Source organism: Saccharothrix sp. ALI-22-I, from assembly GCF_001984175.1.
GTDB lineage: Bacteria > Actinomycetota > Actinomycetes > Mycobacteriales > Pseudonocardiaceae > Actinosynnema.
This window is the reverse complement of sequence record NZ_MTQP01000067.1, coordinates 864,757-889,948: the sequence shown is the minus strand read 5'-3', so window position 1 is coordinate 889,948 and position 25,192 is coordinate 864,757. Positions and strand designations below refer to the sequence as shown.

The following is a 25,192-nucleotide window of genomic DNA, read 5'->3' as shown; positions in this document are numbered from 1 at the left end:
GAGCTGGCGCCGGTCTACCTGGACTTCGACGCCGACCCGCACTTCATGGCGCTGGCCGACGGCGAGTCCGGCAAGACCGGCCTGCTGCGCGCCATCGTGCGCGGCATCATGACCAGCTACACCTCGTCCGAGGCGCTGATCATGCTGGTCGACTACCGGCGCACGATGCTCGGTTTCATCGACACCGACCACCTGCTGTCCTACGCGGTGTCCTCGGCCCAGCTGACCGACATGATCAAGGACGTCCGCGGCTCGATGGCCGGTCGTCTGCCCGGCCCGGACGTCACGCAGGAGCAGTTGAAGAACCGCTCCTGGTGGAAGGGCCCGGAGCTGTTCGTGGTCGTGGACGACTACGACCTGGTCGCGCCGCAGGGTGGGCAGAACCCGTTGCAGCCGTTGGCGGAGTTCATCCCGCAGGCGAAGGACGTCGGTCTGCACGTCATCGCGGTGCGCCGGATGGGTGGCGCGTCGCGGGCGATGTACGACCCGATCCTGGGCAAGCTCAAGGAGATCTCGGCGCCGATCATGGTGGGTTCGGGGTCGAAGGAGGAAGGCTCGATCGTGGGCACCCTCAAGGCCTCGCCGCAGCCTCCCGGCCGGGGCACGCTGGTCACCCGCAAGTTGGGCCAGCAGCGCATCCAGGTGGCGTGGATCGACCCCGACTGACCGGTTCTTCGATACGACGAGAAGGCCTCGCTTCGGCGGGGCCTTCCGCGTTTGCACGCACAGAGGTCTCGCCTCTCGGTGTTGCTTTATGTTGGTCTCTGAGCGGGCCGAGGTTGGAGGGGGCACGTGAAGACTGAGTTCGAGCTGCGCGGGCCGGTGGCTGGTCTGCCGTGACCGAGCCGGTGACCCGCTTCGCCGTGCTCGGCCCGCTGGAGGTGTGGCACGACGGCGCGCCCGTGCCGCTGCCGGCCGGGCGCGCGAGGGTGCTGCTGGCCGCGTTGTTGTTGCGCGCCAACCAGACCCTGTCGGTGGACGACCTGGTCGAGCGGGTGTGGGACGACGACGTGCCGAACCCGCGTCGGGTGCGGGCGACGTTGCACATGGTCGTGACGCGGCTGCGGCAGGCCCTCGGTGCCGCGAACGTGGTGCGCACGGCGACCAACGGCTACGTGGCCGACGTGCCGTCGGAGGCGCTGGACCTGCACCGGTTCCGCGACCTGGCCGGGCGGGAGCGGTACGCCGAGGCGTTGGCGCTGTGGCGCGGTATGCCGCTGTCGGACGTGCGGTCGGACACGTTGCACCGCGAGGAGGTCGCGCCGCTGCTGGAGGAGCACTTGGTCGTGCTCGAACACCGCATCGACGCCGATCTGGACGCGGGCCGCGCCGGCGGGCTGGTGGCGGAGCTGCGGAGCCTGACCGAGCAGCACCCGTTGCGGGAGCGGTTCTGGGGTCAGCTGATGCTCGCCCTGTACCGCTCGGACCGGCAGGCGGAGGCGTTGGCGGCCTACCGCGCGGTGCGCGCGACGCTGGTCGAGGAGCTGGGCGTGGACCCCGGTCCGACGCTGACCGATCTGTACGAACGCATCCTGCGCAACGACGTGCGCGGCGGCCCGGTCGTCGTGGTGCCGCGCCAAGTGCCGCCGGAGATGTCGCTGTTCGTCGGTCGGGACCGGGAACTGGCCGCGCTGGACGACGCGGCGCAGCGGCCGGGAGTGGTGCTGCTGCACGGGATCGGCGGTGTCGGCAAGACCGCGTTGGCGTTGAGCTGGGCGAACCGGCACCGCGACCGCTTCCCCGACGGCGACCTGCACCTGAACCTGCGCGGCTTCGACGCCGACGGCCGTCCGGTGGAGCCGACGAGCGCGGCGGAGGCGTTGCTGGTGTCGCTGGGCGTGCGGCCGGAGGACGTGCCGGGCGGGCTGGACGCGCGCACCGCCATGCTCCGCGCCGCGCTGGCGGGCCGGCGGATGCTGCTCGTGCTGGACAACGCGGCCGACAGCGACCAGGTGATACCGCTGCTGCCGGGCACGGCGACGGTCACCGTGCTGGTCACCAGCCGCAACCAGCTGCGCCGGCTGGCCGCGCACCACGACGTGCGCCGGATTCCGCTGCACCAGCTGTCCGTGGCCGAGTCGACCGAGCTGTTGTCGTCGGTGCTGGGCGGTGACCGGATGAGCGCCGACCCGGTGGCGGGCAGGCAGGTCATCGAGCGGTGCACCGGCCTTCCGTTGGCGCTGCGGGTGTTCGCCGAACGGGTGGCCCGGTTCCCGGAGACGCCGATGAGGGAGTTCGCGGCGGAACTGGCGGACGAGCGGTCCAGGCTGGACCACCTCAACGCCGACGACGGCGACGACACCGACGTGCGGACGGTGTTCTTCTGGTCCTACCGGGCGTTGGACGTCGAGGTCGCGCGCCTGTTCCGGCTGCTGTCCGCGCACCCCGGCCCGGACATCGGCGTGCCGGCCGCCGCGGCGCTCGCGGACGTGCCCGAGTCGGTGGTGCGCAGGCAGCTCGAACGGCTCACCGCGGATCACCTGGTCGGGTCGCGCACGCCCGGCCGCTACGAGTTCCACGACCTGCTGCGGGCGTACTCGCGGGAGCTGTCGGACGCGGTGGACGACCGCACGGCGGCGTTGCGCGGCCTGATCGAGTGGTACGTGCGCGCCGCGGAGGCGGCTGCCGCGCGGGCGCCGTCCTACCGGCCGCTCCCGCAGTTCTCGCTGCCGCCCGACGCGGGGCGGTTCGCCGCCGCGGCGATGGGCGACTCCGGCGAGTGGGTCAAGCGCGAGTTGTCCAACCTCCTCGCGGTGGCCAGGGCCGCGGCCGAACGCGGTTGGCACGAGCAGGCGTGGCGGATCAGCGACGCGCTCTGGTGGGTGATGGACCTGCTGCCCAGGGGCGACGACGTGGTGGAGATCTTCCGGATCGGCCGCGACTGCGTGTTCAAGACGCCCCTGCGTGAGCGGTACGGCCACGGGCTCAACCACCTGGCCTGGATCTACTCGCAGGTCGGGCGGCTCGAATTGGCGACGCGGACGTACCTCGACACGTTGGACCTCGCCCTCGCGAACGGCGATCGTCACCTGGAGTGCGTGGTGCTGATGAACCTCGGCGCGTGCTACAGCCAGATGGGCAACCACGAGGAGGCGGTGGTCTACAAGTCGCGTGGGCTGCGGATCGCGCGGGAGCGCGGCGACAACCACCGGATGGCGGCGGCGCACTTCAACCTGGTGAAGGACCTGCGCAACCTCTACCGGCACGAGGAGGCCCTGGAACACAGCCGGCGCGCGCTGGAGATCTTCGCCCGTGAGGGGGACGAGTACTTCGCCGGTCGGGTGATGCTGGGCGCCGGCAGCTCGTGCCGGGCGTTGGGGCGGTTCGCCGAGGCGGAGCGGGCGCTGACCGAGGGCATCACGACGATGCGCGAGTTCGTGGACCGGTTCAGCGAGGCGTTGATGTCGGAGGAGTTGGGCACCGTGTTGATGTGCCTGGACCGCCACGACGAGGCGATCGACTGCTGGAGCCGCGCGATCGTCGACTACGACGAGTACGACGTGGACCGCGCCGACCAGCTGCGCCTGTGGCTGGACGACTACCGCGCCGCCGACCACCGCGCCGACAACTGAGGTTCCGGACGACCACCGCGCCGACGCCGCGGGGCCCTCGACGGAGAGAGTCGAGGACACCCGCGGTCCGGTCGTCACCGCGGCTCGGGCCGTTCCGGCGTGTCGCCCCCCGACGACCCACCGTCTACCGAGGACCGGTTCCCCATGATCGGACAACCGGTCCCGCGCCCCCCGACGGGCTGAGGCGGTGAACGGGTCAAGTGTGCGCAGCGGCCCTCACAGTTGACTCACGTCGTACTGACACGATGTCGTAGCGGGTGCTCCAATGCGCACCGCAACACCTCGTGCCACCCCCGAAAGTCGTAAACTGACGTGTCCGGGGGAGGGATATGCCGACTGGGTCGACGGCGCCGCGGTTCAACGTGCTGGGTCCGCTGGAGGCGTGGCACGACGGCGTGCGGATCACCATCCCGGCCGGCAGGGCGCGGGTGCTGTTGGCGACGCTGCTCCTGCGCGCGAACCAGCCGGTCCCGGTGGACGCGCTGGTCGACCGGCTGTGGGAGGGCGGCGCGCCGAACCCGGACCGGGTCAAGGCCACGTTGCAGATGGTGGTCCGGCGGCTGCGCCAGGCGTTGGGCGACGCGAACGTGGTCCGCACGACCACCAACGGGTACGTCGCCGACGTCGATCCGCAGGCGCTGGACCTGCACCGGTTCCGGAAACTCGCGGCGGACGGCAAGTACGCCGAAGCGCTCGGGCTGTGGCGGGGCGAGCCGCTGTCGGACGTGCGGTCGGACCTGCTGCACGCCGAGGAGGTCGAGCCGCTGCTGGAGGAACGGCTGGTCGTCCTGGAACGCCGGATCGAGGGCGATCTGGCGGCGGGCCGGTTCGGCGATCTCGTCCCCGAGCTGCGCTCGTTGACCAGGGCGTACCCGCTGCGGGAACGGTTCTGGGGCCAGCTGGTGCTGGCCCTGCACGGCAGCGACCAGCAGGCCGAGGCGCTGGCTTCGTTCCGCGAGGTGCGCGAGTTGCTGGCCGAGGAGCTCGGCGTCGACCCGAGCGAGTACCTGAGGGCCGTGCACCGCACCGTGCTGGCCGGCGACGACGAACCCCCGCTCACACCGTGGACCGCCCTGTGCCAACTCCCGCCCGACACAGCCGACTTCATCGGGCGCGACGACCTCTACGCGGAAGCGTCGGCGCTGCTCACCGCCCACCCGTCCGGAACGGCGGTGCCGGTGGTCGCGATCACCGGTGCGCCGGGCACCGGCAAGAGCACCCTGACGATCCGGATCGCGCACGGGCTGCGGAGCCGGTTCCCCGACGGCCAGCTCTTCGTCCGGCTGGACGGCGCGGGCAACGCGCCACGCGACCCGGCCGAGGTGCTGGCCGAGCTGTTGACGGCGGTGGGCGTCACCCGGTCGGCCATGCCGGACCGGCTGGAGGCCCGTGCCGCCGCGTTCCGGTCCCGCGTCGCGGACCGCGCGCTGCTCATCGTGCTGGACGACGCGGCGGGCTTCGACCAGGTGCGGCACCTGCTGCCGGGTACCGCGAGCAGCGCCGTGCTGGTCAGCAGCCGGCGCCAACTCGGCGGCCTGCCCGGTATCCGCGGCCTGCGGGTGCCGCCGCTCGCCGCCAGGTCCGGTCTCGACCTGCTGTCGCGGATGATCGGCGAACGGCGGGTCGCGGACGAGGCCCTGGCCGCCGCCGCGATCGTCGAAGCCTGCGGCGGGCTGCCGTTGGCGCTGCGGATCGTGGGCGCGCGGCTGGCCGCACGCCGGTCGTTGCCGCTGGCGAAGCTGGCCGCCCGGCTCACCGACGAACGCCGCAGGCTGGACGAGCTGGCCACCGGCGACCTGGAGGTCCGGACGAGCCTGGAGCCGAGCTACGAGGCACTGCCGCCGGACGCCGCGCTGGCGTTCCGCAGGCTGGGTCTGCTCGGCGCGTCCGACGTGGCGTCCTGGGTCGTCAAAGCGCTCACCGGCGTCGACGACCCGGAACCACTGATCGAAACCCTGGTCGAGACGAACCTGTTGGAGGAAGCGGGCCGGGACGCCACCGGTGAGCCGCGCTACCGGCTGCACGACATCCTGGCCGTCTACGCCGCCGAACTGGCTCGGGCGCAGGACGCGGAGCGGAACGACGCCGCTCTGCATGGTTACGTCGAAGCCCTGGTCACCTTGGCGGACGCGGCTTCGCGAGGCCTGCCGTCCGTGGTCGACGAGCTGCCGCACGACCCGATCGAGCCGTCCCGGCTGCTGCCGGGGCCGGAGGTCGCCCGCCTGACCGCGAACGGGACGAGCTGGTTCCTCGCCGAGCAGGTGCACCTGGCCCAGGCGGTGGAATTGTCGGCCCACCGCGGTTGGGCCGGTTCGGCCGCCGCCCTCGTCAAGCGGATGATGACCCACCTCGACGTCTACCTCGCCCCCGACCGGGTGAACGAGATCTACTGCGTGGCCAGGGACGCCGCGGCGGAAGCCGGCGAGACGAGGCTGCTGTGCCGCATGGAGCTCTCCCGACAGGTCCAGCTGGTGAAGCGGGTGCTGGACGAGTCGGTGTTGGACGGCATCGCGAAGTGCGCCGACGGCTTCCGCGAGATCGGCGACCTGCCCGGCGAGGCCATGGCGCTGGCGGCGGTGGTCCACTACGGCTACCTGCACAGCGGGAAGCCGGACGTCGAGCTCGCCCGGCGTGCGGCCGACGTGGCCAGGCGCAGCGGTGTGCGGACCGTCTACTGCTCGGTGCTGCGCGAGTTGGCCTCGATGCTCGCGGCGTCCGGCCGGTACGCCGAGTCGCTGCCCCACTTCGCCGAGACCTTGGCGCTGGCCCGGGAGTTCGACGACCCGCTGCCCGAGATCGGCGTGCTCTACCGGATGGCGCGGTACGCCATGGAACACGGCGACCTGGACCGGGCGGTCGAGGTGTCCGACCGCGCCATCGACCTGTTGCACGGTATGGACGACGTGCGTGCGGTGGCCTACGTGGCGAGCCTCGGCGCCAGGATCAGGCTCGCCGTCGGCCGCGCCGCCGACGCGTTGCCCATGGCGGAACAGGCCTACCGGGTGTTCGTCGAGGTCGGCGAGGCTATCGGCGCACCCGCCGCGGTCGCGTCGATCGCCGAGGCGCACCTCGCCCTCGGCCGGCCCCAAGAGGCGTTGCGGGTGCTGGAACCCGCGCTGCGCGAGTACCGGGACGTCGGGATGGCGGAGTCGGTCGAGCGGATGGAGCGGGCGCACGCCGAAGCCGAAGCCGCCATCGCACGACCAGCCGACGCGCCGGCGGGCTGGTGAGGTATGCATATGCAGGCCCGCCCCGGCCGACGAGGGGATGACGGATGAGCTTGCACGTGGCGGTGGACTTCGGCACGTCCAGCACCTGCGTCGCGATGTCCCTGCACGGCCGCGAACCGCAGGTCGTCGTGGTCGACGGTCAGCCGATCGTGTCCTCGGCGGTGTTCGCCGCGGCGGACGGCACGCTGTTCGTCGGGCAGGAGGCGGAACGCCAGGCCGCGGTGGACCCGGCCCGCTACGAGCCGCACCCCAAGCGCCGCGTCGACGAGGGCGAGTTGCTGCTGGGCACCAGCGTGCTGCCGGTGGTGGACGTGGTGCGGGCGGTGTTGACCAGGGCCGTGGACGAGGCGCGGCACGTGGCCGGCGGCGCGCGGGTGGACCTGCTGGTGCTCACCCACCCGGCCGACTGGGGCGCCATCCGCACCAGGGTGCTGCTGCAAGCCGCACGCGGGCTGGGCCAGGAGATCCGGCTGGTGCCCGAACCGGTCGCGGCGGCGGTGTTCCACTCGGCGACCCACGCCATCCAGGACGGCGCGGCGCTGGCCGTGCTCGACCTGGGCGGCGGCACGGTGGACGCCAGCGTGGTCGCCCGCCGCGGCAGCACGTTCCGGGTGCTGGCCACCAAGGGCGATCCCGGCTTCGGCGGCGCGGACGTGGACCAGGCGCTGCTGGAGCACGTCGGCTCGCTGGTCTCGCCGGGCGATCCGGACGCGTGGCGGCAGCTCGTGGAGGGCCGGGAGATGGCCGACCGCCGCAAGCGCCGGACGCTGCGCCAGGACGTGCGGGGCGCGAAGGAAACGCTGTCCCGGCACGCCTACACCGACGTGCCGATGCCGCCGCCGTTCCCCGACGCACACGTCACCAGGACCGACCTGGAACGCCTGATCAGCACGCCGCTCACGCGTGCCGCCGCGCTGGTGGTGACGGCCGTGCGGGACGCCGGGCTGGACCCGCGCGGGCTGGCCGGCGTGTTCCTGGTCGGCGGGTCGAGCCGCATCCCGCTGGTGGCGCGGCTGGTGCTGGAGCAGTCCGGTGTGGTGCCGACGAGCATCGACCAGCCGGAGACCGTGGTGGCCCGCGGCGCGTTGCGGGCGGTCAGCGTGGACCCGTTGCGCACCGGCGCGCTGCCGCCCGGTCAGGGCGCTGTCACCCAGAAGATCACCGACGACCGGACCCGGAAGATCACCCGGCGGATCACGCCGCCGTCACCGCCGGCCGGCTTCGCGCAGCCCTCCTACTTCCCGCAGCCGGTTCCTCCGTCCGCTCCTCTGCCCGCGCCGCCGCGCAAGAGCCGCGTGCCGCTGGTCGTGACGATCGTCGTCGCCGTGGTCGCGGTCGCCGGCGCCTCGGTGGCGTTCGTGCTGAGCAGAGGTGACGCCACTACCGGCGGGCAGACCACGCCCACCACCACGTCGGGCACGGCCGAGGGCAGGACCATCGCGCAGTACGACTACAGCTTCCTCGCGCCGACCGGCTGGACGCAGACCGGCGGGCAGGTCGAGACCCGCAAGGTGCTGCTCAAACCCGAGTCGCCGGTGTCGAACCTGGACGTCATCGCGGTGGAGGAGCGCACGCTCACCTACAACGCCACGCAGGACCGGGCGCGGGCCGAGACCGAATTGCGCGGCGACTACGACCAGCGGGCGAATGTGTCCGATTTCGACCCTTCCGCCACCTTCGCGACCAAGGATGTCGTTTACTACCGTGAAGCGGTGGGCTCGGCCATTGTCGACTGGTACGTGCTGCTCCAGGACGAAGTCCAGGTCAGCGTGGGGTGCCAGTACCCGGCGGACGGGCGCGACCGGGTCCGCCCCGCGTGCGAGCAGGTCGTCCGCACGCTGACCGTGACCAGCTGACTTTGTGGGGATTTGTGATGACCGGCATCCCGGAGGCGTTCGCCCGGTTCCGCTCCGACCTCGACGCCGCGGTGACCAGAGGCCGGCGGGCGGCGGCCGCGGCCGGCGCCAAGAGCGCGGCCCAGCGCGACCGGAACCAGCGGTTGGCCGAGCAGGCCAAGGCGCGGCAGGTCCAGCCCGACCGGCACGCGGCCACGTCCCCCGACGTCCAGCGGGTCGCCGACGGTTTCCGCCGGCACCGCGGCCTGCCGGTCCAGGAGTTGCCCCCGGCCGCGGAACTGCTCGCACCGCAGAAATCGCGAGAGCAAACGGACGCGAATGCAAATGCAGTTCCGCCGCGGCCGGTGCTCGGTTCTCGCCCGGTCGCCGGTCCGAGCGGTCAACTCCCCCCTGATCGGGGCGATGACGAGGACTTTTCGCAAGCGCGAATCCTCTACTGAGGTAGTTCACGTCACCCGATGCGTTTACAACCGCAACTACTTCCGAAGAAGTCGCGACAACGCGGAACCGACCGTGGGAGGGTCTGCGTCGGAAGAGGCGTACCAACCAAGTACGCACGCCTGATCGCAACGACCTAGGGGGTCGCACCCAATGGCTGGTTACTCGACCGGACATCCTGAGCTTGTCAACGGCGCCAAGGACATCGTCAGCACCAACGAGAGCGTCCAGGCCGTTCTGGGGCAGCTCGGCAACACCATCGACGGCCTGTCCAGTGTGTGGGCCGGTGGCGCCGCCGTGGCGTTCAACAAGCTGATGGAGCGCTTCCGCGAGGACGCCGACAAGCTCCAGAAGGCGCTGATGGACATCGCGACGCAGATGGACGACACCGCGGCCACCTACCTCCAGCAGGAAGAGGAGCAGGCGGCGGAGATGTCCAACATCACGAACCGCCTCGGCAGCTGAACCGGCGGAATTCCCATTCCGTTCTTCGCTCCAACCCTTCTTTCGTTCTTTTTTCTGACTTACCTTCCAAGGGGAGATCATGGTCGACAACATCAAGGTTGACTTCGCCGCCCTCAGCGGCGCCGCCGGTGACATCCAGGGCCAGGCGAGCAAGATCGAGTCCGAGCTCGAGAACCTGAAGGCCCGCCTCTCGCCGGTCATCGCGCAGTGGGAAGGTGCCGCGTCGGGTACCTACCAGGACGCCCAGAACCGGTGGAACGAGTCCGCCGCCGGTCTCCAGCAGGTGCTGGCCCAGATCGGTTCGGCCGTCGCCTCCGCGACCGACGCCTACCAGGCCGCGGAGCGGAAGAACGCCGACCGCTGGTGATCAGCGTCACCGCTGTGTGACCCTTCGCGTGGCCCCGGAGACCTCGAGGATCCGGGGCCCGCGTGTGTTTCGACCCCGGTTGACGGGGGCCGTTTTGACCCGCCCCGACTCCACCCGGTATCTTCCTACGTTGTTGTGCGGTACTCGGTGCGCTCTATGCGTGCCTCGTGTTCTGGTCCTCTGCCCACCTGGGGTCTCTGGCCTGAGCAGCCGCCGCAATGACCCCAGACGCAAGTGACGACGAGGTAGACCCGTGCGCACGTACAGCCCGAAGTCCGGCGAGGTGACCCGAACCTGGCATGTGATCGACGCCCAGGATCTGGTGCTCGGTCGGCTCGCCACCCAGGCCGCGACGCTGCTGCGCGGCAAGCACAAGCCGACCTACGCCCCACACGTTGACACCGGTGACTTCGTCATCGTCATCAACGCGGACAAGGTGGCGTTGACCGGCAAGAAGCGTGATCAGGAGTTCGTGTACCGGCACTCCGGCTTCCCGGGCGGCCTGAGCCAGCGTTCGTTCGGCGAGGTGCTCGACACCCGCGCCGACCGGCTGGTCGAGAAGGCGATCAAGGGCATGCTGCCCAAGAACCGCCTCGGCCGCGCGATGGCGAGCAAGCTCAAGGTCTACACGGGCCCGAACCACCCGCACGCTGCGCAGCAGCCGCAGCCGTTCGAGATCAAGAAGGTCGCCCAGTGACCGAGCACCAGACCGAGGACATCGACGTGACCACTCCTGAGGCCGAGCTCGACGCAGTCGAGACCGACGTCGTGGAGCCCGAAGCCGTCGAGGCGGAGGCCCCCGAGGCGGACGCCACCGAAGCCGAAGCCCCCGAGGCCGAGGCCGAGACGACCGAGGCCCCCGAGGCCGAGGCCACCGACGGCGAGGCCGTCGAGACCGAGGCCACGCCCGTCGTGCGGCACACCCTTGGCGTGGGTGCGCACCACCTCGCGCAGACCGTCGGCCGCCGCAAGCAGGCGATCGTGCGCGTCCGGCTCCTCCCCGGCACCGGCCAGTTCACCCTGAACGGGAAGTCGATGGACGACTACTTCCCGAACAAGGTGCACCAGCAGCTCATCCGTGAGCCCCTGGTGACGACCGAGAAGCCGGAGACGTTCGACGTCATCGCGACCCTGCGTGGCGGCGGCACCACCGGCCAGGCCGGTGCGCTGCGGCTCGCGATCGCGCGTGCGCTGATCGCGGTCGACTCCGAAGACCGCCCGGTGCTGAAGAAGGCCGGCTTCCTCACCCGTGACCCCCGGGTCAAGGAGCGGAAGAAGTACGGTCTGAAGAAGGCCCGCAAGGCGCCTCAGTACAGCAAGCGCTGACCCTTTTCACCAGGTCCGGCGAGCACCACCCTGCGGGAGCAGTCAGTTCCTTGTCGAACTGCTGCTCCCGCAGTGCTTTCTACATGTGTTTTCGCGCAATTCCGCCCAGTGTTGTGTGTACATGGAGGTCACGGCGATCATGGCTCGCCTGTTCGGCACCGACGGCGTACGCGGTCTCGCCAACGCGGACCTGACCCCGGAACTCGCGCTGTCCGTCGCCGCGTCGGCGGCGCGCGTGCTGGCCGAGCACGACCGCTCGCACCGCCCGGTGGCGGTGGTCGGCCGTGACCCGCGGGCCAGCGGCGAGATGTTGGAGGCGGCCGTCGTGGCCGGCCTCACATCGGCGGGCGCGGACGTGTTGCGCGCGGGCGTCCTGCCCACCCCGGCGGTCGCCTACCTGGTGGCCGCGCTGGGCGCGGACCTCGGCGTGATGATCTCCGCCTCGCACAACCCGATGCCCGACAACGGCATCAAGCTGTTCGCCGCGGGCGGGCACAAGCTGCCCGACGCGGTCGAGGACGAGATCGAGCAGAAGCTGGGCGAGCGCGAGCACCGCCCGACCGGCGCGGGCATCGGCCGCGTCCGCGATATCGAGGACGCCGAGGGCCAGTACGTGCAGCACCTGCTGAAGGTGACGCCGCACCGCCTGGAGGGCCTGAAGGTCGTGGTGGACTGCGCGAACGGCGCCGCGTCCGTGGCCGCGCCCGACGCCTACCGCCGCGCCGGCGCCGAGGTCGTCGAGATCCACGCCTCGCCCGACGGCCTCAACATCAACGACAACGCCGGCTCCAACCACGTCGCGAAGCTGCGTGCCGCCGTGGTCGAGCACGGCGCCGACCTGGGCATCGCGCACGACGGTGACGCGGACCGCTGCGTCGCGGTCGACGCCGACGGCAACGACCTCGACGGTGACCAGGTCATGGCCGTGCTGGCGCTGGGCATGAAGGAAAGCGGCGAGCTGACCGACAACACCCTGGTCGCCACCGTGATGAGCAACCTGGGCCTGCACCTGGCCATGCGCGAGCACGGCATCAACCTCAAGACCACCGCGGTCGGTGACCGTTACGTGGTGGAGGAGCTGCGCGCGGGCGGGTACGCGTTGGGCGGCGAGCAGTCCGGGCACGTGGTCTTCCCGGCGTACGCCACCACCGGTGACGGCCTGCTGACCGCGTTGCGGCTGATGGCGCGGATGGCCGAGACCGGCAAGCCGCTGGCCGAGCTGGCGGGCGTGATGCGCCGGCTGCCGCAGGTGCTGATCAACGTGGTCGTCGGGGACAAGGCGGCGGTGGCGAAGAACACGGCGGTCAACGAGGCCGTCGCGGCGGTGTCGGCCGAACTGGGCGACACCGGCCGGGTGCTGCTGCGACCGTCCGGCACCGAGCAGTTGGTGCGGGTCATGGTGGAGGCCGCCACCCACGAGCTGGCGGAGTCCGCCGCACAGCGGCTGGCCGGTGTGGTTTCCTCGGTGCACTGATTGCGTTTGCTCGGGCAACCGCAATTACTGTTTCCGGTCTGCGGACAGGCTTGAGCCGGCACCCTGTTCGTGGAACCGGAGCAGGTCTTCCGGCGTCTGATCCGGGGAAACGGGGAGGCATTCGATGGCGGGCTTCGGCGTTGGGCCGGGTGAACTCCAGAACGCTGCCAAGCAGTACGAGGACCACAGCGCGGACATCATCCAGCTGAAGAACTCGGTGACACCGGCGGTGGGCGCGGGCCAGGTCGGCCGGAAGTTCCAGGGCACCGAGACGAAGTACAAGGTCTACTTCGACCGCCTCCAGGCCAGTATGGAGACGTTCGGTCGAGAGGCGAGCAACGTCGCGCTGCGCCTGAAGGACGTGGCGAAGACGTACGAGAGCAACGAAGCCGCCACCAGCGACCAGTTCAAGGGGTGACCGGGTGGCCGACCAGAACGAGATCAAGCAGCTCCTCGACGACCCCAACGTCACGCCGGAGACCAAGCAGCAACTGGTCCGCGCGTTGGCCGGCGCCGGTGGCAGCGAAGAGGACGTGCGGCGCTACGCCGAGGCCAACGGCGTCGAGGTGCCCAACGACCCGGGTTTCTGGCAACACACGGGCGGCGTGCTGCTCGCTCCGGTGACCATGGGCGGAAGCCTCGCCTTCAACGCCGGGCAGGAAATGCGGCACGGCGACTGGACGGTGGAGGGCGGCGAGGCGGACAAGCTCGTCGCCGAGGCCAAGGAAGAGCGCGAACTCGGCAGCACGCAGAAGGTGCTCAACGAGACCGGCGACTTCAGCACCTCCAACGAGTTGATCGACGCGGGCTCACCCGGGCTGCGGTTCTTCGAGAAGTTCATCCCGATCTACCAGGAGGCGGCGCCGCTGGCCGGGCACGGCGGCCAGGCCCCAGATCTCCGGGGTTACATCTACAAGAACTACGACGAGGTCCGCGACATCGACTTCGGCAAGTTCCGCGAAGACGCCGAGAAGATCAACAAAGCGGTCGCGGACCTGGACAACCACCAGAACGGCCTGGGCACCGCGTGGAACGGGCTCGCGTCCTGGGAGGGCGGGGCCGCGCAGGCCGCCAACGGGTACAACGGCAAGTTCCTCAACACCGCCGGCACCTTCATCCAGGACACGAAGAACGCGCCGGGCACCATCGTGGCCGGTGTGGGCACGATCCAGCAGCAGGTCAAGGAATTCGCGCAACACATCCACGACATGTACGCCGAGCAGTGCGGCGGTCTCTCGGTGGACGAGGCGAAAAAGCAGATCCGAATGGCCCGCGGTGACATCAGCGAGAGCGATTTCAGCCTCGGCGACTGGTTCTCGGGCATTCCGGACATGCTCATCGGCGGCGCGATCGGCATTGTGCTCGGCGGTCCGGTCGGCGGCATCATCGGCAACTTCATGGGGTGGGCGGACCACGCCAAGGAGGTCCGGCAGCGCCTGATGGACGAGGCCAAGCAGAAGCTGCGCGGCCTGTGCCAGGAGTTCGACGGCAAGAAGCAGGCGTTCGACGGCTACTGCCAGACGGTGCAGATGGGCGTCCAGACCGCCTACGACACGATGTTCGGCCAGCTGGAAGGTCAGATCAAGGACCAGCCGTTCGGCCAGATCGGTGACCCGCCCGCGTTCGGCGAGGACAGCGGCAGCCGGGAGAAGGTCCAGCAGCCCGGCGGTGACACGCCTGGTGGTGGCACGCCTGGTGGTGGGGCGCCGGGTGGTGGCGCGCCGGGTGGTGGCGCGCCGGGTGGTGGCGTGCCGGAGATGCCGAAGCCGGAGAACCCGCTGGACAAGGACGGTGACGGCAAGCCCGACGTGCCGGGTGACACCGACGGCGACGGCAAGCCGGACGACTTGGACGGCGACGGCAAGCCCGACGGCACGCCCGACAGCCTCAAGGGCGAGGAGGCGCCGGAGACCGTCACGATCAAGAGCGGTGACAACGAGATCCAGGTCACCGAGCCGGACGCGAACGGCCACGTCAAGATCACCATCGACACGCCGCAGAGCGAGCCGAAGACCTACGACGTCGACTTCAGCAACAACCCGGACGCCGCGAAGGCCCTGATGGGTCAGAACGGCGGGGCGGCGTTGGCCGGTGCGTTGGCGGGGGCGACCGCCGCCACACCCGCCGCCACACCCGGCGGCATGCCCACCGGCACTCCCGGCACACCGATGACGGGCGCGGTCGGCGGCAGTGGCGCCGGTGACGGGGCGATCCCGATCGAGGCGGGCGCGGACGGCAAGGCGTTGATCGAGCTGGACGGCCTGGCGGTCACCGCCGAGGTCGACCCGCTGACCGGTGAGATCAACCTCACCGTGGACGACGGCGCGGGCACCCCGCAGGAGTACGGCGTCGAATTCGGCGAGGACAACGCGGACGGCGGCGTGGCGGGCATCCCGGGCATCCCGGACATGGACGCCGCCGTACCACTGCCCGCGACGGGCGAGCCGCAGTTCAGCACCATGCCTGTGGACAGTGGAACGGCGCCTGGCTTCACCGAGCCGGTGACCACGATGCCCGCCGAGGGTGGAGCGTCGCCGGGCTTCACCACGATGCCCGCTGAAGGTGGAGCGTCGCCGGCCTTCACCACGATGCCCGCCGAGGGCGGCGCGGTTCCGGGCTTCAGCGCGATGCCCGCCCCCGATTCCGGTTTCGCGCCCGGCTTCACCGAACCCGCGGCAGCGTCGTCCTTCCAGGACTCCGCACCCCGGTCCGACGCCGCGTTCGCGCAGCCGCTGAACATGAACACCGAGGGCACCACCTCCACGTCGGGTGCCTCCATGTTCGGCGGGCCGAGCGGCTTCAACGGCGCCGACTCGGTGCTCGGCAGTTCACCGGGCGGTGCGGAGAGTCCGTGGAGCAGCCCGTCCTCCAACGCGGCGGACCACGGCTTGGTCGACACGAATACCTCCCAGGCGGCCCAGCCCGGCGCGGCCACCCTGCCGTCCATGCAGGACGGCCACAGCGCCGGCCAGCCCGGCACCGGCCAGCCCGGCGGCATGATGGGCGGCGGGATGATGGGCGGCGGCATGGCCGGTGGCGGGCAGCAGGGCGGCGGCGGCGACAACGAGCGCAGCCCGAGCCAGTGGCGGACCACCGGGTCGCTGTTCGACGACGATCTGAGCCTGAGTCGCGTCCAAGGTGTGCTCGGTGAAGAGGGAGGCCGGTAGGCGTGGACGTCATCGTGGTGGACCCGAAGGTGCAGCAGGCGTTCGCGGAGCAGACCGAACGGTTCCGGCGGGCCAACGCCGAGGTCACCGGTGCGCTGCGGGAGAGCCAGGCGCGCCTGGCCGCCGAGGCGAAGGAACGCGACGAGCGCCTGGCGGCCGAACGCGCCCGGCTGCAGGAGAAGTCGCAGCAGCTCGCCGCCGCGGGGAGTCAGCCGGCGCGCAAGCCGCAGTGGGAGCGTGGGCCGCAGTCCTCCGGGGAGCTGGCGTTGGGTCCGGAGGACGACGAGCCGGAAACCGCGGCTGCTCCGGTCGCGCCGCTGCCTCTTCCGCCCCCGCCCCCGCCGGCGGTTCAGCGTCGTCGGCCCTCGCCGGTCGATGACGACGACGATCTCAGTGGCCAGAGCTGGTTGACCTGACGCGCGAGGCGCGTCAGTGGCGGACGAGTGGGCCGCGCTGGTAGGTGAGCACGGCGCCCTTGACGTCGCCGTCGAGCAGCGCGTCCCACTTCTTCTCGCCCTTGAGCATCCGCAGCAGGAACGCCGTCGTCAGCGCCCGCGCCAGCTTCTGCGCCGCCCGCTCACCCTTGCCGTCGAGCAGCAGCTCACTCCAGTGCCGCCCTTCGGCGAACCCCAAATGGCTGGTCTTCGGCAACGTCCGCAGCTGCACCGGCCCCTGCCACGCCTCCGCGATCGCCTCCGCGTGCCCGACCGGCGGCGCGATGCGGTCCTCCCCGGCAGCCAGGTGCAACCCCGGCACGCCCACCCGCCGAGCGGCGTCCAGGGCGGACGGTCGGGTCTCCGATGCGGCCAACGTCACGACCGCCCGCACCCGCGAGTCGTCCGCGGCCGCGAGCACCGCGGCGCCTCCACCCATCGAGTGACCGACCACCGCCAGCCGCGACGCGTCCACGCTGATCCCGCCGTCACCCAGCCGCACCCCGGTGCACACGTCGAGGGTCGTCCGCAGGTTCCCGGCCAGCAGCCGCGACGACATCAACGGCCCCCGCTGGGTCCCCGGCGCCGCGGCCACGAAACCCCACGACGCGAGATGCCGCAGCAGCGCCCGATAGCGGTTGACCGGCTGCAACCAGCCGTGCCCGAAGGCCACCGCGGGCAACCCCAGCCCCACCGCGGGCGTGTAGACCAGGCCCGGTAGGCCGACCAACGCCAGGTCGCCGCGCAGCACCGGGTGCTCGCCTGGCCTGCTGAGCTGGTCGAGCACCTGCTTCGCCGAGTAGCCGCTCACCCCGCGAACCGTAGTCGATCGCACCGACGCCGCGCATATCTCCATTGGTCTATACCAATAATGACCATGACCAGCGCAAAGACTCGGAAGTGGTCCTTTAGGGTGACGGCCCTGGTCTAGTTACGCTGTGCGGTGTGTGCGGAATCGTGGGATATGTGGGCCACCGGTCGGCGTTGGACGTCGTGCTCGACGGGCTGCGACGGCTGGAGTACCGGGGCTACGACTCGGCGGGCGTCGCCGTGCTCGACGGTGACGGCGGCCTGGCCGTCGAACGCAAGGCCGGACGCCTGACGAACCTGGAGGCCCGCCTGGACGAGGTCGGCCGCGAGGCGTTCGCGGGCACCGCCGGCATGGGCCACACCCGCTGGGCCACCCACGGCGCCCCGATCGACCGCAACTCGCACCCGCACCGCGACGTCACCGGTCGCGTCGCGGTCGTGCACAACGGCATCATCGAGAACTTCGCCGCCCTCCGCGCCGAGCTGGAGGCGGACGGCATCGAGATGGCCAGCGACACCGACACCGAGACCACCGCGCACCTCATCGCCCGCGCGTACGACGAGGGCGACACCAAGGGCGACCTCGCCGCGAGCGTCCGCATGGTGGCCCGCCGCCTGGAAGGCGCGTTCACCCTCGTCGTCACGCACGCCGAGGAGCCGGACCGGGTCATCGCCGCCCGCCGCTCGTCCCCGCTGGTGGTGGGGGTCGGCGAGGGCGAGACGTTCGTCGCGAGTGACGTGTCGGCGTTCATCGAGCACACCCGCGAGGCCGTCGAGCTGGGCCAGGACCAGATCGTGGTGATCGACCGCGACGGCTACACCGTGACCGACTTCAACGGCGAGCCGGCCGTGGCCAAGCCGTTCACGGTCAACTGGGACCTGTCGGCCGCCGAGAAGGGCGGCCACGAGTACTTCATGCTCAAGGAGATCGAGGAGCAGCCGGAGGCGCTGGCGAACACGCTGCGCGGCCACTTCCGCGACGGCCGGATCGTGCTGGACGAGCAGCGCCTGTCCGACCAGGACCTGCGGGACGTGGACAAGGTCTTCGTCGTCGCCTGCGGCTCGGCCTACCACTCCGGGCTGGTCGCCAAGTACGCCATCGAGCACTGGACCCGGCTGCCCGTCGAGGTGGAGCTGGCCAGCGAGTTCCGCTACCGCGACCCGGTGCTGGACCGGGACACGCTGGTCGTGGCCGTGTCGCAGTCCGGCGAGACCGCCGACACGTTGGAGGCCGTCCGGCACGCCCGTTCGCAGAAGGCCCGCGTGCTGGCGGTGTGCAACACGAACGGCGCGCAGATCCCGCGCGAGTCCGACGCCGTGCTCTACACGCACGCCGGGCCGGAGATCGGGGTCGCGTCCACCAAGGCGTTCCTCGCCCAGATCGCGGCGAACTACCTGGTCGGGCTGGCCCTGGCGCAGGCGCGCGGCACGAAGTACCCGGACGAGGTGGCGCAGGAGTTCCACCAGCTGGAGGCCATGCCGGACGCCGTGCAGAAGGTGCTGGGCACGGTGGAGCAGGTCCGTGCGCTGGGACGTGAGCTGGCCGATTCGAAGGCCGTGCTGTTCCTGGGGCGGCACGTGGGCTACCCGGTGGCGCTCGAAGGCGCGTTGAAGCTCAAGGAACTCGCGTACATGCACGCCGAGGGGTTCGCGGCGGGCGAGTTGAAGCACGGTCCGATCGCGTTGATCGAAGAGGGCCTGCCGGTGGTGGTGATCATGCCGTCGCCCAAGGGGCGGGCGGTGCTGCACTCGAAGCTGGTGTCGAACATCTCGGAGATCCAGGCGCGTGGTGCGCGGACGATCGTGATCGCCGAAGAGGGTGACCAGAAGGTTCGCCAGTTCGCGGATCACCTGATCGAGATCCCGGCGGTGCCGACGCTGCTCCAGCCGCTGATCTCCACGGTGCCGTTGCAGGTGTTGGCGGCGGAGATCGCGCGCAGCCGTGGGTACGACGTGGACAAGCCGCGCAACCTCGCCAAGTCCGTCACCGTCGAGTAGGGCAGGCTTGACCCCATGCGGGGTCTGTGGACGACGGATCGGGTCCGGGCGGCGGAAGAACGCGTCATGGCGGTCGTGCCGCCCGGCGCGCTGATGCGGCGGGCGGCGTTCGGCGTGGCGACCGTGGCCGCGGGGCTGCTCGGCGGCAAACGGCGGGTCGGACTGCTCGTGGGCGCGGGCAACAACGGCGGAGACGCGTTGTGGGCGGGGTACTACCTGCGCAAACGCGGTGTCGCCGTGTCCGCCGTGCTGCTGACACCTGATCGTGTGCACGCCGAGGGTCTGGCCGCGTTCCGTCGTGTGGGCGGTCGGGTGGTCGCCCGCCTGACCGATGTCGACCTGGTGATCGACGGGATCGTGGGACTTTCCGCCCGGGGCCCCCTCCGCCCGGACGCCGCCGAACACGTGGCGCACCTCGACGCGCCGGTGCTCGCGGTGGACCTGCCCAGCGGCATCGACCCCGACACGGGTGCGATCTCCGGGCCCGCCGTGCGTGCGCACACCACCGTGACGTTCGGCTGCCTCAAGCCCGTGCACGCGCTGGCGGACTGCGGTGACGTGCGACTGGTCGACATCGGGCTGGACGGCGAGCTGGGTGGGCCCGACCTGGTCGAACTGGAAGTGCCCGACATCGGCCTGGCGTGGCCGGTGCCGGGGGCGGAGGACGACAAGTACACCCAGGGCGTCACGGGTATCGCCGCCGGTTCGGCGACCTACCCCGGTGCGGCCGTGCTGGCGACCGGCGCTTCGCTGCTGGCGACATCCGGCATGGTCCGGTACGCCGGTGCGGCGGCGGAGGACGTTCGGGCGCGGTGGCCGGAGGCCATCTGCACCGGCTCGATCACCGACGCGGGCCGCGTGCAGGCGTGGGTCGTCGGCCCCGGTCTGGGCACCGGCTTGGGCGCCGAGGCGGTCCTCCGCACCGTCCTGGAGGCCGGCGTGCCAGTCTGCGTGGACGCCGACGCGATCACCATGCTCGCCAACAACCCGGACCTGTGGGACGCACGCGACCCCGACGCCCCCTTGGTCCTGACCCCGCACGACCGCGAATTCGAGCGCCTGATCGGCCCAGTCGGCACCGACCGCGTAGCCGCCGCCCGAAAAGCAGCCGAGCAATTCAACGCCGTAGTGCTCCTGAAAGGCCACACCACTGTCATCGCCGGCCCGGACAACCGAGTCCTGGTCAACCGCGCCCGCACCTCCTGGGCCGCAACCGCCGGCTCCGGTGACATCCTCTCCGGCCTCCTGGGCTCCCTCCTGGCCGCCGGCCTGGACCCCCTCCTAGCCGCAGGCTGCGCCGCAAAAGTCCACGTCCTAGCCGCCGACCTGGCATCCCACGGCGCCCCCATCCCCGCCACCGCCCTCCTCCAGTCCATCCCCGACGCCATCCGCACCATCCGCCCCTTCTAACCTCCGCCACCCCTCCCACCCCCACACAAACCCGAGAGTCGAACCCCCAGACCCCGGGAGTCGAACCTTCGCGCCGCGAGAGTCGAACGTTCAGGACCCCCGAATTCAACGCTCAGGACAGGGGCGGGCCGGCGCGAACGCGGGACTGGCGTGTTCTGAGCGTTGAACTCTCGGGTCCGGAGCGTTCGACTCTCGCGTCCTGAACGTTCGACTCTCGCGGCTTGAGTGTTCGACTCCCGGGTTTGTGGGGCTGGTGGTCGGTGGGCGGGTGGTGGGGCTGTGTCACCATGAGCGGTGTTATGGCTGCTCCTCGCGCTGAGGTCGTGATCGACCTCGACAACCTCCGGCACAACGTCGCCCACCTCGACGCCCTCGCGTCGAACGCCGACACCATGGCCATCGTCAAGGCCGACGGGTACGGGCACGGGGCCGTGGAAGTGGCCAGAGCGGCCGTCGAAGCCGGCGCCACGTGGCTCGGGTCGTGCTCACTCGCGGAAGCCCTCGCGCTGCGGGCGGCGGGGCTGACGGTGCCGATCCTGGCCTGGCTGGACCCGGCGGGCACGGACTACACGCCCGGCGTCGAGCAGGACATCGACCTGTCCGTCTCCTCGACGACCCAGCTCAAGGAGGTCGCCGCCGCCGCCGAGAAGGCCGGCAGGACGGCCCGCGTCCACCTCAAGATCGACACCGGCCTGTCCCGCAACGGCTGCCCGGTCGCCACCTGGCCCGAACTGGTCGAGCAAGCTGCCAAGACCACCAACGTCGAAGTTCACTCGATCTGGTCGCACCTGGCCGTCGCCGACGAGGTCGGCCACCCCGCCACCGACGCCCAGGCCGAGCGCTTCGACGACGCCTACCGCGAAGCCCTCGCCGTCGGCCTCGACCCGCGCCGGCACATCGCCAACTCGGCCGCCGTCATCACCCGCCCGGACCTGCACCTCGACCTGGTCCGCCCCGGCATCGCGATCTACGGCCTCAACCCGGTGCCCGTCCCGGCCGATCTGCGCCCGGTGATGACGTTCCGCTCGACGGTCGCCCTGGCCAAGCGCATTCCGGCCGGGGAATCGGTGTCCTACGGTCTGAGTTGGACCGCCAAGAGCGACACGAACCTGGCCCTGGTGCCCGTCGGTTACGCCGACGGCGTGCCGCGCAGCCTCTCGAACCGGATGCACGTCTGGCTCGCCGGACGACGCCGCCCGGTCGTCGGCCGCGTCTGCATGGACCAGATCGTGGTCGACTGCGGCGACGACGCGGTGGCTGAGGGGGACGAGGTCGTGCTGTTCGGATCCGGCGACAAGGGCGAGCCGACGGCCCGCGAGTGGGCCGACACCACCGGCACCATCGACTACGAGATCGTCACCGGCATGTACCGGCCACGCGTGACCAGGACGTATGCCGGGACCAGCCGGTGAACACGGTGTGGAAGGCCGTCGGCTGGGCCGGCGGCATCCTCGGCGCCGCCGCGACCGGCGTCGCGGTCGGCGTGGCCGCGAACCAGAAGAAGGTCTCGCACGACCGCCAAGTCGACGACCCGCTGGCCGACGAACCGCTGGGCCGCCTCAGGCCCACCCGCGAGTCCACCGTCGCGGCCGACGACGGCGTGCCGCTGTCGGTCGAAGAAGTCGACCCCCAGGACGGCGGAAAACCCGACGTCACGGTCATCCTCGTGCACGGTTTCGCGCTGGACCGCCGCTGCTGGCACTTCCAACGCCGAGACCTCGCCACCCTCACCGAACCACGCGTCCGCCAGGTCATCTACGACCAGCGCAGCCACGGCCGCTCCGGCCGGTCCACCGCCGAGGCCAGCACGATCGAGCAGTGCGCCAAGGACCTGGACGCCGTCATCCGCTCGATGGCCCCCGAAGGCACGTTGGTGCTGGTGGGCCACTCCATGGGCGGTATGACGATCATGGCGTTGGCCGAGCAGCAGCCCGACTTGTTCGCCGAGCGGGTGCGCGGCGTCGCGCTCGTCGGCACGGCGGCCGGCGCGGTCGGCGGCGCGGGTCTGCCGAAGTCGGTGCTGTCCCGCTACAACCCGGTGACGCTGGGCGTCGGACGTCTCGCGGGCCTGCAACCAAGCCTGGTGGAGTGGGTCCGGCGCCGGGCGTCCACGCTCACCTGGAGCGGCATCCGGGCGTTGGCGTTCGGCACCGGCAAGGTCAGCCCGTCGCTGGTCGACCTGATGGACCAGATGATCGGCGGCGCCACCGTGCAGGTGCTCACCGAGTTCCTGGAAACCCTCGGCACGCACAACCGCTACAAGGCGCTGGCCGGTCTGCGGCACTGCGAGGTGCTGGTGATCAGCGGCGACGCGGACAAGCTGACGCCGTTCTCGCACGCCGAGCGGATGGCCGAGGAGATGCCGCACGGCGAACTGGTCCGCGTGTCCGGGGCGGGCCACATGCTCATGTTGGAACAACCCGACCTGGTCACCGGGCACCTGGTCGGATTGGTTCGGCGCAGTGCCGCCGAACGGTCGGAAAGCAGGCGACGGTGGTGGCGACGAGCGTGAATGTGACGCTCCCCGAGGTGCACGACACCGAGGAGTTCGGGCGCAAGCTGGGCGGGCTGGTGCGACCAGGAGACCTGGTGCTGCTGTCCGGCCCGTTGGGCGCGGGCAAGACAGCGCTGGTGCGCGGCCTGGCCGACGGCCTGGGCGTGACGGGCCGGGTCAGCTCGCCGACGTTCGTCATCGCCCGCGTGCACGACCCCGCTCCGGACGGCCGCGGCGTGCCGCTGGTGCACGTCGACGCCTACCGGCTCGGCGGACATCTCGACGAGCTGGACGACCTCGACCTGGACACCGACCTGGTGGACGCGGTGGTGGCCGTCGAGTGGGGCGAGGGCGCGGCCGAGCGGCTGTCCGAGGACCACCTGTTGATCAGGCTCGAACGGCGGGACGACGACGTCCGAATCGCCCACCTGCACCCACACGGCGCCTGGACCGACCGCGAACTACCAGCTTGAGACTGTGTTTAATGGCCGCTGCTCCGCAGACGGCGGGCTCAGTCGCCCGGAAGTCCTCGCGCTGTGGTTGAGGAAGCTACCGGTGGTCCGAGATCCCGCGCACGACGCCCAGTTCCACCAGGTCCTGGGGGCGCAGCCGCAGGTCGTCGGCGAGTCGTGGCACGTCGTCGCGCTTGAGGATCGCCGCCGCCAGTTCCGGCGCGATCACCGAGAAGTAGGCGTCCGGCGTGATCCACGTGTGCTCCGGCGACGACAGCGCCAACGCGCCACCGGACCCGCCCTCCCCGACGACCAGGGTGGTGATCGGCACGCGGGCTTCGGCGACGGTGGCGAACAGTTCCGCGATGGCCGCGCCGACACCCGCCCGTTCGGCCGCCGCGTCGTTGGCCGCACCCGGCGTGTCCACCAGGGTCAGCACCGGCAGCGCGAACCGCTCGGCCAGCCGGATCAGGCGGGACGCGGTGCGGAACCCGGCCGGGGTGGTGGCGGTGCCGGTCTGCGCGGCGAACGCGATGGCCCGCCCACCCCGCGACCCGATGCCGCACAGCATCCCCGGATCGACCCCGCCCGCACGGTCACCGCTGATCGGAACCCGGTCGTCGAAGTAGTCGTCCAGGTAGGCGCCGGCACGGGGACGTTCCGCAGCGCGCGCCCGCAACACCGCGCTCCACCCGTTCTCGGGCAGCTCTTGAGCACCCAGAGCGCGCGGCACCTCGGCCGGCACCGCGTCACCACGGGTCAGCACGCCGAGAATCCGCCTCACGGTCGAGTCGACCTCGTCCCGCGACACCACCACGTCCACCGTCCCTGCCGCGAACTGGCCTTCAGCGGTGTACGCGGGGCCGTCGTCCGGCCGCACCCTGCTGCCCGCGAACCCGACCTGCGCACCGGCCACCCCGACCACCACGTCCGCACCCGCGCCCAGCGACGCCCACAGGCCGCCGGTCGTCGGATCGCACAGCACGGACACGTGCGGCAACCCGGCTTCCCGGTGCATCGCGCACAGCCACGCCACCCGCTGGAGCTGCCGCAACGACAGCATGCCCTCCTGCATCCGACTGCCACCGGTCGCGATCATCGACACCACCGGCAGGTGTGTGGCCCGAGCCTCGGTGAACGCCTCTTCGATCACCGCGCCGGTCGCCGTGCCGACCGAACCACCGAGGAACCGGAAGTCGAACGTGATCACCACGGCGTGCCGGTGCCGCCGCCACGAGACCGATTCGGCCCCACCGGACCGTTCCCGCGCCCGGGCCAACTGCGCCTCGTACCCCGGCCACCCCAGCGGATTCGGACCCAACGGATTCATCGCAGCTCCCGCCCGGGGAACCGCAGGGCGATCTTCGTCGACGACATGGCCGGCCCTGACAGCAGCATCCCCTTACAGTGACCGGCCCCGCCGCCAAGCGCATCACCAGTGTGGTTCGAGCCACGCCCCAGGTGGATCTTCGCCCCGCCGCCCGCCGCCCGCCGCCCGCCGCCCCGCCGGGGACGCCCTCACCGACCTGACCGGACCACAGCGCGAGGTCGCGTCGGTCGTTCGTGACTCATTTTCCGGCGATCACGCTTTTCGATCGTCGGAAAATGTGGCGCGAACGACCGACTTCCAGGCGACCGAGCCCGCGACGCCGGAGGCGGCGCAATCCAACACGGACGTCAAGTCCAGTGTGGCTTGAGC

Annotated in this window: 19 protein-coding genes and 1 pseudogene; 18 read left to right on the top strand and 2 right to left on the bottom strand. The window is 71.1% G+C overall.

Annotated features, from left to right (window positions below; genetic code table 11):
* The 13 genes and pseudogenes from ALI22I_RS36580 to ALI22I_RS36520 all read left to right on the top strand — a co-directional run.
* A pseudogene (locus ALI22I_RS36580) lies at nucleotides 1-666 on the top strand (type VII secretion protein EccC); the annotation flags it as partial.
* Nucleotides 667-836: 170 nt separating this feature from the next.
* The gene (locus ALI22I_RS36575) at nucleotides 837-3,572 is read left to right on the top strand and encodes an AfsR/SARP family transcriptional regulator (protein ID WP_077010079.1); all 2,736 of its coding nucleotides are present in this window, start codon (nucleotides 837-839) and stop codon (nucleotides 3,570-3,572) included.
* Nucleotides 3,573-3,901: 329 nt separating this feature from the next.
* Nucleotides 3,902-6,802 carry an AfsR/SARP family transcriptional regulator gene (locus ALI22I_RS36570; RefSeq protein WP_077010078.1) on the top strand — a complete coding sequence of 967 codons (2,901 nt, stop codon included), beginning with the start codon at nucleotides 3,902-3,904 and terminating at the stop codon, nucleotides 6,800-6,802.
* A 44-nt stretch (nucleotides 6,803-6,846) separates the two neighbouring features.
* Nucleotides 6,847-8,658, top strand: a complete 1,812-nt coding sequence (locus tag ALI22I_RS36565) for a type VII secretion-associated protein (RefSeq protein WP_077010077.1) — start codon at nucleotides 6,847-6,849, stop codon at nucleotides 8,656-8,658.
* A 17-nt stretch (nucleotides 8,659-8,675) separates the two neighbouring features.
* Nucleotides 8,676-9,098: a hypothetical protein gene (locus tag ALI22I_RS36560; protein WP_077010076.1), complete on the top strand. Its 423-nt coding sequence runs from the start codon at nucleotides 8,676-8,678 to the stop codon at nucleotides 9,096-9,098.
* 151 nt (nucleotides 9,099-9,249) lie between these two features.
* Complete coding sequence (locus ALI22I_RS36555; protein ID WP_077010075.1) at nucleotides 9,250-9,561, top strand: WXG100 family type VII secretion target; 312 nt, start codon at nucleotides 9,250-9,252, stop codon at nucleotides 9,559-9,561.
* Between the two features lie 79 nt (nucleotides 9,562-9,640).
* Entirely contained in the window at nucleotides 9,641-9,928 is a 288-nt protein-coding gene (locus ALI22I_RS36550; protein ID WP_077010074.1) for a WXG100 family type VII secretion target, read from the top strand.
* 253 nt (nucleotides 9,929-10,181) lie between these two features.
* Entirely contained in the window at nucleotides 10,182-10,625 is a 444-nt protein-coding gene (rplM, locus tag ALI22I_RS36545) for a 50S ribosomal protein L13 (protein WP_077010073.1), read from the top strand.
* Nucleotides 10,622-11,254, top strand: coding sequence for a 30S ribosomal protein S9 (gene rpsI / locus ALI22I_RS54105; protein ID WP_077010072.1), 633 nt, complete (start codon nucleotides 10,622-10,624; stop codon nucleotides 11,252-11,254). The genes rplM and rpsI overlap by 4 nt, the downstream gene beginning before the upstream one ends.
* A 139-nt stretch (nucleotides 11,255-11,393) precedes the next feature.
* Nucleotides 11,394-12,728: a phosphoglucosamine mutase gene (gene glmM / locus ALI22I_RS36535; protein WP_077010189.1), complete on the top strand. Its 1,335-nt coding sequence runs from the start codon at nucleotides 11,394-11,396 to the stop codon at nucleotides 12,726-12,728.
* A gap of 124 nt (nucleotides 12,729-12,852) precedes the next feature.
* Nucleotides 12,853-13,146 carry a WXG100 family type VII secretion target gene (locus tag ALI22I_RS36530; RefSeq protein ID WP_077010071.1) on the top strand — a complete coding sequence of 98 codons (294 nt, stop codon included), beginning with the start codon at nucleotides 12,853-12,855 and terminating at the stop codon, nucleotides 13,144-13,146.
* A gap of 4 nt (nucleotides 13,147-13,150) precedes the next feature.
* The gene (locus ALI22I_RS51475) at nucleotides 13,151-15,895 is read left to right on the top strand and encodes a hypothetical protein (RefSeq protein ID WP_077010070.1); all 2,745 of its coding nucleotides are present in this window, start codon (nucleotides 13,151-13,153) and stop codon (nucleotides 15,893-15,895) included.
* Between the two features lie 2 nt (nucleotides 15,896-15,897).
* On the top strand, nucleotides 15,898-16,311 hold the full coding sequence (locus ALI22I_RS36520) for a hypothetical protein (protein WP_077010069.1): 414 nt from the start codon (nucleotides 15,898-15,900) through the stop codon (nucleotides 16,309-16,311).
* Nucleotides 16,312-16,324: 13 nt separating this feature from the next.
* Here the strand turns inward: ALI22I_RS36520 and ALI22I_RS36515 are convergent, their stop codons facing one another.
* Complete coding sequence (locus ALI22I_RS36515; RefSeq protein ID WP_077010068.1) at nucleotides 16,325-17,140, bottom strand: dienelactone hydrolase family protein; 816 nt, start codon at nucleotides 17,138-17,140, stop codon at nucleotides 16,325-16,327.
* A 134-nt stretch (nucleotides 17,141-17,274) separates the two neighbouring features.
* Between ALI22I_RS36515 and glmS the strand changes: the two genes are divergently transcribed.
* The 5 genes from glmS to tsaE all read left to right on the top strand — a co-directional run bounded on the left by glmS (nucleotide 17,275) and on the right by tsaE (nucleotide 23,514).
* Complete coding sequence (glmS, locus tag ALI22I_RS36510) at nucleotides 17,275-19,137, top strand: glutamine--fructose-6-phosphate transaminase (isomerizing) (protein ID WP_077010067.1); 1,863 nt, start codon at nucleotides 17,275-17,277, stop codon at nucleotides 19,135-19,137.
* A gap of 15 nt (nucleotides 19,138-19,152) precedes the next feature.
* A complete protein-coding gene (locus ALI22I_RS36505; protein ID WP_077010066.1) occupies nucleotides 19,153-20,547 on the top strand; it encodes a bifunctional ADP-dependent NAD(P)H-hydrate dehydratase/NAD(P)H-hydrate epimerase in 1,395 nt (464 codons plus the stop codon).
* A gap of 299 nt (nucleotides 20,548-20,846) precedes the next feature.
* Complete coding sequence (alr, locus tag ALI22I_RS36500; RefSeq protein WP_179118475.1) at nucleotides 20,847-21,959, top strand: alanine racemase; 1,113 nt, start codon at nucleotides 20,847-20,849, stop codon at nucleotides 21,957-21,959.
* Nucleotides 21,956-23,059: an alpha/beta fold hydrolase gene (locus ALI22I_RS36495; protein ID WP_077010064.1), complete on the top strand. Its 1,104-nt coding sequence runs from the start codon at nucleotides 21,956-21,958 to the stop codon at nucleotides 23,057-23,059. Before alr ends, ALI22I_RS36495 begins: the two co-directional genes overlap by 4 nt.
* Nucleotides 23,056-23,514, top strand: a complete 459-nt coding sequence (gene tsaE / locus ALI22I_RS36490) for a tRNA (adenosine(37)-N6)-threonylcarbamoyltransferase complex ATPase subunit type 1 TsaE (protein ID WP_238598740.1) — start codon at nucleotides 23,056-23,058, stop codon at nucleotides 23,512-23,514. The genes ALI22I_RS36495 and tsaE overlap by 4 nt, the downstream gene beginning before the upstream one ends.
* 76 nt (nucleotides 23,515-23,590) lie before the next feature.
* Here tsaE and ALI22I_RS36485 read toward each other — a convergent pair whose 3' ends face one another.
* A complete protein-coding gene (locus ALI22I_RS36485) occupies nucleotides 23,591-24,823 on the bottom strand; it encodes a carboxyl transferase domain-containing protein (RefSeq protein WP_077010062.1) in 1,233 nt (410 codons plus the stop codon).
* Between the last annotated feature and the right edge of the window lie 369 nt (nucleotides 24,824-25,192).

Excerpts from the sequence above, each read along its gene's own strand:
- ALI22I_RS36570 (WP_077010078.1), top strand. The coding sequence starts at position 3,902 with ATGCCGACTGGGTCGACGGCGCCGCGGTTCAACGTGCTGGGTCCGCTG.
- ALI22I_RS36565 (WP_077010077.1), top strand. The coding sequence starts at position 6,847 with ATGAGCTTGCACGTGGCGGTGGACTTCGGCACGTCCAGCACCTGCGTC.
- ALI22I_RS36560 (WP_077010076.1), top strand. The coding sequence starts at position 8,676 with ATGACCGGCATCCCGGAGGCGTTCGCCCGGTTCCGCTCCGACCTCGAC.
- ALI22I_RS36555 (WP_077010075.1), top strand. The coding sequence starts at position 9,250 with ATGGCTGGTTACTCGACCGGACATCCTGAGCTTGTCAACGGCGCCAAG.
- ALI22I_RS36550 (WP_077010074.1), top strand. The coding sequence starts at position 9,641 with ATGGTCGACAACATCAAGGTTGACTTCGCCGCCCTCAGCGGCGCCGCC.
- glmM (WP_077010189.1), top strand. The coding sequence starts at position 11,394 with ATGGCTCGCCTGTTCGGCACCGACGGCGTACGCGGTCTCGCCAACGCG.
- ALI22I_RS36530 (WP_077010071.1), top strand. The coding sequence starts at position 12,853 with ATGGCGGGCTTCGGCGTTGGGCCGGGTGAACTCCAGAACGCTGCCAAG.
- ALI22I_RS36505 (WP_077010066.1), top strand. The coding sequence starts at position 19,153 with ATGCGGGGTCTGTGGACGACGGATCGGGTCCGGGCGGCGGAAGAACGC.
- alr (WP_179118475.1), top strand. The coding sequence starts at position 20,847 with ATGGCTGCTCCTCGCGCTGAGGTCGTGATCGACCTCGACAACCTCCGG.
- ALI22I_RS36485 (WP_077010062.1), bottom strand. The coding sequence starts at position 24,823 with ATGAATCCGTTGGGTCCGAATCCGCTGGGGTGGCCGGGGTACGAGGCG.